The organism is Microbacterium sp. CnD16-F (genome assembly GCF_024124465.1).
Lineage (GTDB): Bacteria > Actinomycetota > Actinomycetes > Actinomycetales > Microbacteriaceae > Microbacterium > Microbacterium gawkjiense.
The window spans coordinates 22,058-28,114 of the sequence record NZ_JAMXSA010000038.1 but is presented as its reverse complement, the minus strand read 5'-3'; the positions used below and the strand labels follow the sequence as shown (position 1 = coordinate 28,114).

The 6,057-nt window shown below is 74.1% G+C and carries 9 protein-coding genes and 1 pseudogene; 4 read left to right on the top strand and 6 right to left on the bottom strand.

Annotation, left to right across the window (positions count from 1 at the left end):
* The 4 genes from NH287_RS10735 to NH287_RS10720 all read right to left on the bottom strand — a co-directional run.
* Positions 1-345, bottom strand: a 345-nt coding sequence (locus NH287_RS10735) for an ATP-binding cassette domain-containing protein (protein ID WP_253035609.1), incomplete at its 3' end; no start/stop codon positions are given.
* The gene (locus tag NH287_RS10730; protein ID WP_253035608.1) at positions 342-1,124 is read right to left on the bottom strand and encodes an ABC transporter permease subunit; all 783 of its coding nucleotides are present in this window, start codon (positions 1,122-1,124) and stop codon (positions 342-344) included. The genes NH287_RS10730 and NH287_RS10735, both read right to left, overlap by 4 nt.
* On the bottom strand, positions 1,121-1,867 hold the full coding sequence (gene modA / locus NH287_RS10725; protein ID WP_253035607.1) for a molybdate ABC transporter substrate-binding protein: 747 nt from the start codon (positions 1,865-1,867) through the stop codon (positions 1,121-1,123). The genes NH287_RS10730 and modA overlap by 4 nt, the downstream gene beginning before the upstream one ends.
* A gap of 1 nt (position 1,868) precedes the next feature.
* Positions 1,869-2,261: a molybdopterin-binding protein gene (locus NH287_RS10720; protein ID WP_217530963.1), complete on the bottom strand. Its 393-nt coding sequence runs from the start codon at positions 2,259-2,261 to the stop codon at positions 1,869-1,871.
* 124 nt (positions 2,262-2,385) lie between these two features.
* Here NH287_RS10720 and NH287_RS15465 point away from each other — a divergent pair.
* The 4 genes and pseudogenes from NH287_RS15465 to NH287_RS10705 all read left to right on the top strand — a co-directional run.
* Positions 2,386-3,123, top strand: a pseudogene (locus tag NH287_RS15465) (ThiF family adenylyltransferase); the annotation flags it as partial.
* Positions 3,124-3,159: 36 nt separating this feature from the next.
* Positions 3,160-4,392, top strand: coding sequence for a gephyrin-like molybdotransferase Glp (glp, locus tag NH287_RS15460; RefSeq protein ID WP_374209383.1), 1,233 nt, complete (start codon positions 3,160-3,162; stop codon positions 4,390-4,392).
* Positions 4,389-4,874: a cyclic pyranopterin monophosphate synthase MoaC gene (gene moaC, locus NH287_RS10710; protein WP_253035605.1), complete on the top strand. Its 486-nt coding sequence runs from the start codon at positions 4,389-4,391 to the stop codon at positions 4,872-4,874. Before glp ends, moaC begins: the two co-directional genes overlap by 4 nt.
* Entirely contained in the window at positions 4,871-5,104 is a 234-nt protein-coding gene (locus NH287_RS10705) for a MoaD/ThiS family protein (protein WP_253035604.1), read from the top strand. Before moaC ends, NH287_RS10705 begins: the two co-directional genes overlap by 4 nt.
* A gap of 21 nt (positions 5,105-5,125) precedes the next feature.
* Here NH287_RS10705 and NH287_RS10700 read toward each other — a convergent pair whose 3' ends face one another.
* Complete coding sequence (locus NH287_RS10700) at positions 5,126-5,554, bottom strand: molybdenum cofactor biosynthesis protein MoaE (protein WP_253035603.1); 429 nt, start codon at positions 5,552-5,554, stop codon at positions 5,126-5,128.
* Positions 5,551-6,036: a MogA/MoaB family molybdenum cofactor biosynthesis protein gene (locus NH287_RS10695; RefSeq protein ID WP_253035602.1), complete on the bottom strand. Its 486-nt coding sequence runs from the start codon at positions 6,034-6,036 to the stop codon at positions 5,551-5,553. The genes NH287_RS10700 and NH287_RS10695 overlap by 4 nt, the downstream gene beginning before the upstream one ends.
* Positions 6,037-6,057: the final 21 nt, after the last annotated feature.

The window sequence follows — 6,057 nt, the reverse complement described above, 5'->3', positions numbered from 1 at the left end:
GCGCGCCTGGGCGGCCGGCATGCCCGTCGCGCGCGGACCGAACGCGACGTTCTCGCGCGCACTGAGGTGCGGGAACAGCCGCGGGTCCTGCCCGAGCAGCACCACGCCGCGCTGCATCGGCGGCGTGCGCACCCGCGGGTCGGCCGCCCGCTCGACCGTGCGACCGGCCACCGCGATCTCGCCGCCGTCGAGCGGCACCAGACCGGCGAGCGCCTCGAGGAGCGTCGACTTGCCGGCGCCGCTCGGACCCATGATCGCGACCGTCTCGCCGGCATCCGCGTCGATCTCGACGTCCACGCGAAAGCCCGGACGCTCCACCACGACGTGCGCCCGCAGCCCGCTCATCGCACCGCTCCCGGTCGCCAGCCGCGCACCAGCATCAGCACCAGCACCGCCGCGGCGAGCAGCAGCAGCGCGAGCGCAACGGCCGTGCCCTGCGTCACTCCGGCGCCGTTGAACGCCGTGTAGATCGCGAGCGGCATCGTCTGCGTGACGCCGGGCCGGTTGCCGGCGAACAGCGCGGTGGCGCCGAACTCGCCGATCGCGCGGGCGAAGCACAGCACGACGCCGGCGACGATCCCGGGGGCGGCGAGCGGCAGCGTGATGCGCCGCAGGATCGTCCAGCGCCCGGCGCCCAACGCCGCCGCGGTCCGCTCGAACTCCACCCCGGTCGAGCGCACGGCGCCCTCGACGGCGAGCACGAGGAACGGCAGCGCCACGAACGTCTGCGCGACCACGACGGCGGGCGTCGTGAACGACAGCCCCCACCCGCCGAGCCACCCCTGCCGGCCGAAGAGGTACAGCAGCGCGATGCCCCCGACCATCGGCGGCAGCACGAGCGGCACCGTCACCGCGGCCCGCAGCACCGCCGCCAGGCGGGGACCCGACCGCGCGATCAGCAACGCCAACGGCACCCCGATCACGACGCAGACCGCGGTCGCCGCCGCCCCCGTGCCGAGCGAGAGGCCCAGCGCCGACAGCGCCGCGGGCGACGTCACGTCGGCGACGAACGTCGACCACTGCACCCGGGCGATGAGCGCCACGAGCGGCAGAATCAGGAACGACAACCCGACCAGCGCCGGTACCGACAGCATGCGCGGGACGTAGCCGCGCCCCGCGCTCACGGCGCCCCGAACCCGCGGTCCGCGAGGATCCGCTGCCCGGGCTCCGACAGCACGAACGCGACGAACGCATCGGCGGCCGCGGGGTTCGCGGCATCCGTCAGCGCCGCGATCTCGTACCGGTTCACGACGTCGCCGCTGCCCTCGGGGACGATCGCCTCGACGTCGTCGCGCCCGACCACGTCGGTCGCGTAGACGAGGCCCGCATCGGCCTCACCCGCCGCCACCTTCGTGAGCACCGCGGTCACGTTCTGCTCGAGGCTCGCGGCGTCGACCGTCACACCCGCGCCCTCGAGCAGTCGAGCGGATGCCGCGCCGCACGGCACCTCCGGAGCGCAGAGCACCGTCACGACGCCGGACAGATCGGCCAGCGACGCGACGCGTTCCGGGTTGCCCGCCGGGACGACGATCACGAGCGTGTTCGTCGCGAAGACCGCGGAGTCGGGTGCGAACTCCGACACCTTCGCCATCGTCGACTCATCGGCCGACGCGAAGACATCCGCGGGCGCGCCCTCGGCGATCTGCGTGGCGAGCGTCGACGATCCGTCGTACACGGGACTGATCCGCACGTCGGGATGCTGCGCCGTGAACGCGTCGGTGACCTCGTCGAACGACGCCTGCAGGGATGCTGCGGCGTACACGTTCAGGGTGCCGTTCACGTCGTCGTCCGACGCCGGCGGAGTCGAGGCGGCGCAGCCGGTCAGCGCGAGCACGAGCGCGGCGAGCGCGCCGGCCGGGCGGCGCACGTCAGTCCCCCGCCAGCTCGACGACGACGTTCGTCGCCTTCACCGATGCGCGCGCTGTCGTCCCGACCTCGAGCTGCAGCTCGCGCACCGCCTCGGCCGACAGCAGCGACACCACCCGGTGAGGACCGGCCTGGATGTCGACCTGTGCCATGACCCCGTCGACCTGCACCCGCGTGACGATCCCGACGAAGCTGTTGCGCGCGCTGGAGCGATGCTCGAAGCCGTCACCGGGGTCGTTCGCCATGGTCACCGCGAACGCCGCGAGGGCTTCGCCGGGGATCTCGGCGGGCACGGCATCGGTCACGGGGAGCAGGCCCTGGTCGATCCAGCGCCGCACCGAGTCGTCGCTCACACCCAGCAGACGAGCGGCCCGGGCCACACGGTAGGTCGTCATGGTTCGATCATGCCGCACACGCGGCTGATTGGGGGCCACCGATGCCGCATCTGCGGACCCGTTGGCCCGTCGGCATCCGATTCCGCGGCGGCCCTGCCATCACCGACACACGTACACTCGGGACATGCGCCCGTTGGTCGATCCCGTGCCCGAGTTGGATCCCGACGAGCGCCGGCGCACCGCGCGCCACACGGTGCTGAAGGGCATCGGCGACGAGGGTCAGCGGCGGCTCGCGAACACCCGCGTCGCCGTCGTCGGCGCGGGCGGCATCGGCTCGCCGGCGATCCTCGCCCTCGCCGCCGCGGGTATCGGCGCGATCACCGTCATCGACGACGACACGGTCGAGCTGCACAACCTGCAGCGCCAGATCGCGCACCGCATCGAGGACATCGGGGTACACAAGACCGAGAGCACGGTGCGCGCGGTCGCCGCCCTCTCCCCCGTCACGGTCGTCACCCCCGTGACCGCCCGCCTCGACGACACGAACGCGCAGGAGTTGCTCGCGGGCGCCGACATCGTCATCGACACGAGCGACTCGTTCGCGACGCGTCGCGCCGTCGCCGCCGCGGCCGAGGCGCTCGGCGTGCCGCTCGTCTGGGGCGCCGTCCGCGAGTGGCACGCGCAGATCACCGTGTTCTGGTCGCGCCCGACCGAGGGCGACCCCGTCGTCCTGAACGACCTCTTCGCCGTCGGCACCGAGGGCGACCCGCCGACGTGCGCCCAGGTCGGCGTGCTCGGCGCGCTGTGCGTGCAGGTCGGCGGCATCCTCGCCACCGAGGTCGTCAAGCTCGCGATCGGCGTCGGGCAGCCGCTGCTCGGCCGCATGCTCGTGCTCGACGCCCTCTCGAGCCGGCAGCACGAACTGCCGCTGCGGTCAGCGGCGAGCGCGGCGGCGCGCATGAGCGGCCTCCGCACGGTCGAGGAACAGCTCGCCCGCGTCCTGGCCGCGGTGCGTCCGATCGCCGGCGAGACGCTCCCCGTCGGTGACGCCGCGGGCCGCACGCTCACGGCACCCGCCGTCGCCGCGCACGACATCCCCCTGTTCGACAACTCCGCGATGGACGGGTTCGCCGTGCGCGCCGCCGACGTCGTCGCGGCGGGGCCGGGGCATCCCGTCTCTCTCCGTGTCGTCGCGGACCTGCCGGCGGGAGTCGCCAGCGATCCCCCGCTCGCTGCGGGCGAGGCGGCGCGCATCATGACCGGGTCGCCGACACCCACCGCCGCCGACGCCGTCGTGCCGTTCGAGAGCACGGCGGGTGGACTCGCCGACTCGCTCGGAACCGTCGAGGTGCTCGAGGCGCCGACGCCGGGCGCGTTCATCCGCCGCCGCGGCGCCGACCTGCGCGCGGGCGACGTGGTCGTCGACGCGGGCGAGCGTTTGGGACCGTTCCAGGTGGCCGCGGCCGTCGCGGCGGGCATCGACGAGGTCACGGTCACCCGGGCACCTCGCGTCGCCGTCGTCTCCACCGGCAGCGAGCTGCTCGCCCCCGGTGAGCCCGTGCGGCGCGGCCTCATCCCCGACTCGAACGGACCGCTCCTCGCACAGCTCGTCGTCGACGCGGATGCCGAGCTCGTCCTGAGCGCGCGCGTGTCGGACGACGGCGCGGAGGTCGCGCAGGTGACGGCCGACGCCCGCGCCGCCGGGGCCGACGTCATCGTCTTCACCGGCGGGGTGAGCGCCGGGGCCTACGAACCCGTCCGTGCCGCCTTCGACGGCCACGGCGAGGTCGAGTTCACCCGCGTGTCGATGCAGCCGGGCAAGCCGCAGGCGTTCGGGACGGTGGGTGACGGATGCCTCGTGTTCGGCCTTCCCGGCAACCCGGTCAGCGTCGCCGTGTCGTTCGAGGTGTTCGTGCGCCCCGCACTCCTCGCCCTGCAGGGGCGCTCGGTCATCCAGCGCCCGCGGATCACCCTCACCGCCACGGAGTCGTGGACGACACCGCCCGGACGGCGCCAGTACCTGCCCGCGGTCGTCGACCTCGCCGTCCGCACGGTGCGTCCCGCGACGGCGGGTGGCTCGGGCTCGCACCTGGCCGGCGGGCTCGCCCGGGCATCCGCTTTCGCGATCGTCCCCGCCGAGGTCGCGAGCGTCGCCGCGGGTGACGAGGTAGATGTCATGCTGGTCGGATGACGTTCCCCCACCTCGACTCCGCCGGCCGCGCGCACATGGTCGACGTCACCGCGAAGAGCCCGACGGTCCGCACCGCGACCGCGCGCGGGTTCGTGCGCTGCAGCGCCGAAGTCGTCGCCGCCCTCCGCGACGGCACCGCGCCGAAGGGCGACGTGCTCGCCGTGGCCCGGATCGCCGGCATCCAGGCGGCGAAGTCCACCGCCACGCTGCTGCCCCTGGCGCACGTCATCGGGGTGCACCGGGCGTCGGTCGAGCTCGAGATCACCGACGAGGGTGTCGAGATCGAGGCCACCGTGGGGACCGCCGACCGCACCGGCGTCGAGATGGAGGCCATCACCTCGGTGTCGGTCGCCGCGCTCGCCGTCGTCGACATGATCAAGGGACTCGACCGCGCGGTCGTCATCGAGAACGTCCGCATCGTCGCGAAGTCCGGCGGCCGCTCGGGCGACTGGGTGCGCCCCGGCGAGGAGGCACGGGCATGACCCTCGTGCGCTACTTCGCGGCAGCCGCCGAGGCCGCCGGGACCGAGAGCGAGGACCGGACCGAGGCGACCCTCGACGAGCTCCGCACCGCCGTGCTCGACGAGCACCCGAAGCTGTGGTTCGTGCTGCCCGACTGCGCCGTGCTGGTCGACGGCGTGCGGACCGACGGCGACGCCTCGCTCGCCGACGCGCGCCTCATCGACGTGCTGCCGCCGTTCGCCGGCGGATAAGGGCAGGCGGGTGAGCGCGGGTCAGCCGCCGATGCCCTTCCAGGCGGTCGTGCCGTCTTCCTCGACCTGACGCTTCCACACCGGCAGGTCGGTCTTGATCGTCTCGATGATGGCGCGGCAGACCTCGAACGCCTCGGCGCGATGCTCCGACGCGACCGCGATGACCACCGCCGCGTCACCGACGGCGAGGCTGCCGACGCGGTGGCTGACGGCGACGACGGCATCCGCGGCATCCCCCGCTTCGGCGGCGATGCGGTGCAGCGTCGTCTCGGCGTCGGGGTGGGCGCTGTACTCGAGCCCGACGACCGTGGTCGCGGCATCCGCATCGTTGTCGCGCACCCGCCCGATGAACGTCGTCACCGCGCCGTACCGGGGGTCCTCGACGGCGCGCAGGTGCGCCTCGACGTCGAGCGCGGCCTCTTCGAGCCGCGCGATCCGCACCGTGTTCACGAGTGGTCCCCGCCCTTCGCCTGATCGACCACGTGCCGGGCGACCGACACGATCACCGGGATGCCGGAGGCCACCGCTCGGGTCGAGCCCGGCAGGTTGACAATCAGCGCCCCCTCGGGCTCGACGACGCCCGCGACGCCGCGGGAGAGCAGCGACATCGGGGTGTCGGCGAGGCCGACGCGGCGGAGCTCCTCCGCGACGCCCGGGATGACCCGCGTCACCACGCGCTCCGTGCCCTCGGGGGTGCGGTCGCGCGGACCCACTCCGGTGCCGCCGGTCGTGACGATGAGCCGGGCCGGGGTCGCGAGCGCACGGCGGAGCGCCTGCTCCACGGCATCCGCTCCGTCGGGGACGATCTCGCTGCCGACGCACGGAATGCCGGCCTCGCCGAGGAGCGCGACCGCGAGTGGCCCGCCGCGGTCCTCTCGTTCGCCGGATGTCGAGCGGTCGGACACCGTGATGACATAGGCGCGCAGGGTCACGTGCTCACCCTAGGCGGTCGC

Coding starts and splice junctions, on each gene's coding strand:
- NH287_RS10720 (WP_217530963.1), bottom strand. CDS start 2,261: ATGACGACCTACCGTGTGGCCCGGGCCGCTCGTCTGCTGGGTGTGAGC.
- NH287_RS10705 (WP_253035604.1), top strand. CDS start 4,871: ATGACCCTCGTGCGCTACTTCGCGGCAGCCGCCGAGGCCGCCGGGACC.
- moaC (WP_253035605.1), top strand. CDS start 4,389: ATGACGTTCCCCCACCTCGACTCCGCCGGCCGCGCGCACATGGTCGAC.
- glp (WP_374209383.1), top strand. CDS start 3,160: ATGAGCGGCCTCCGCACGGTCGAGGAACAGCTCGCCCGCGTCCTGGCC.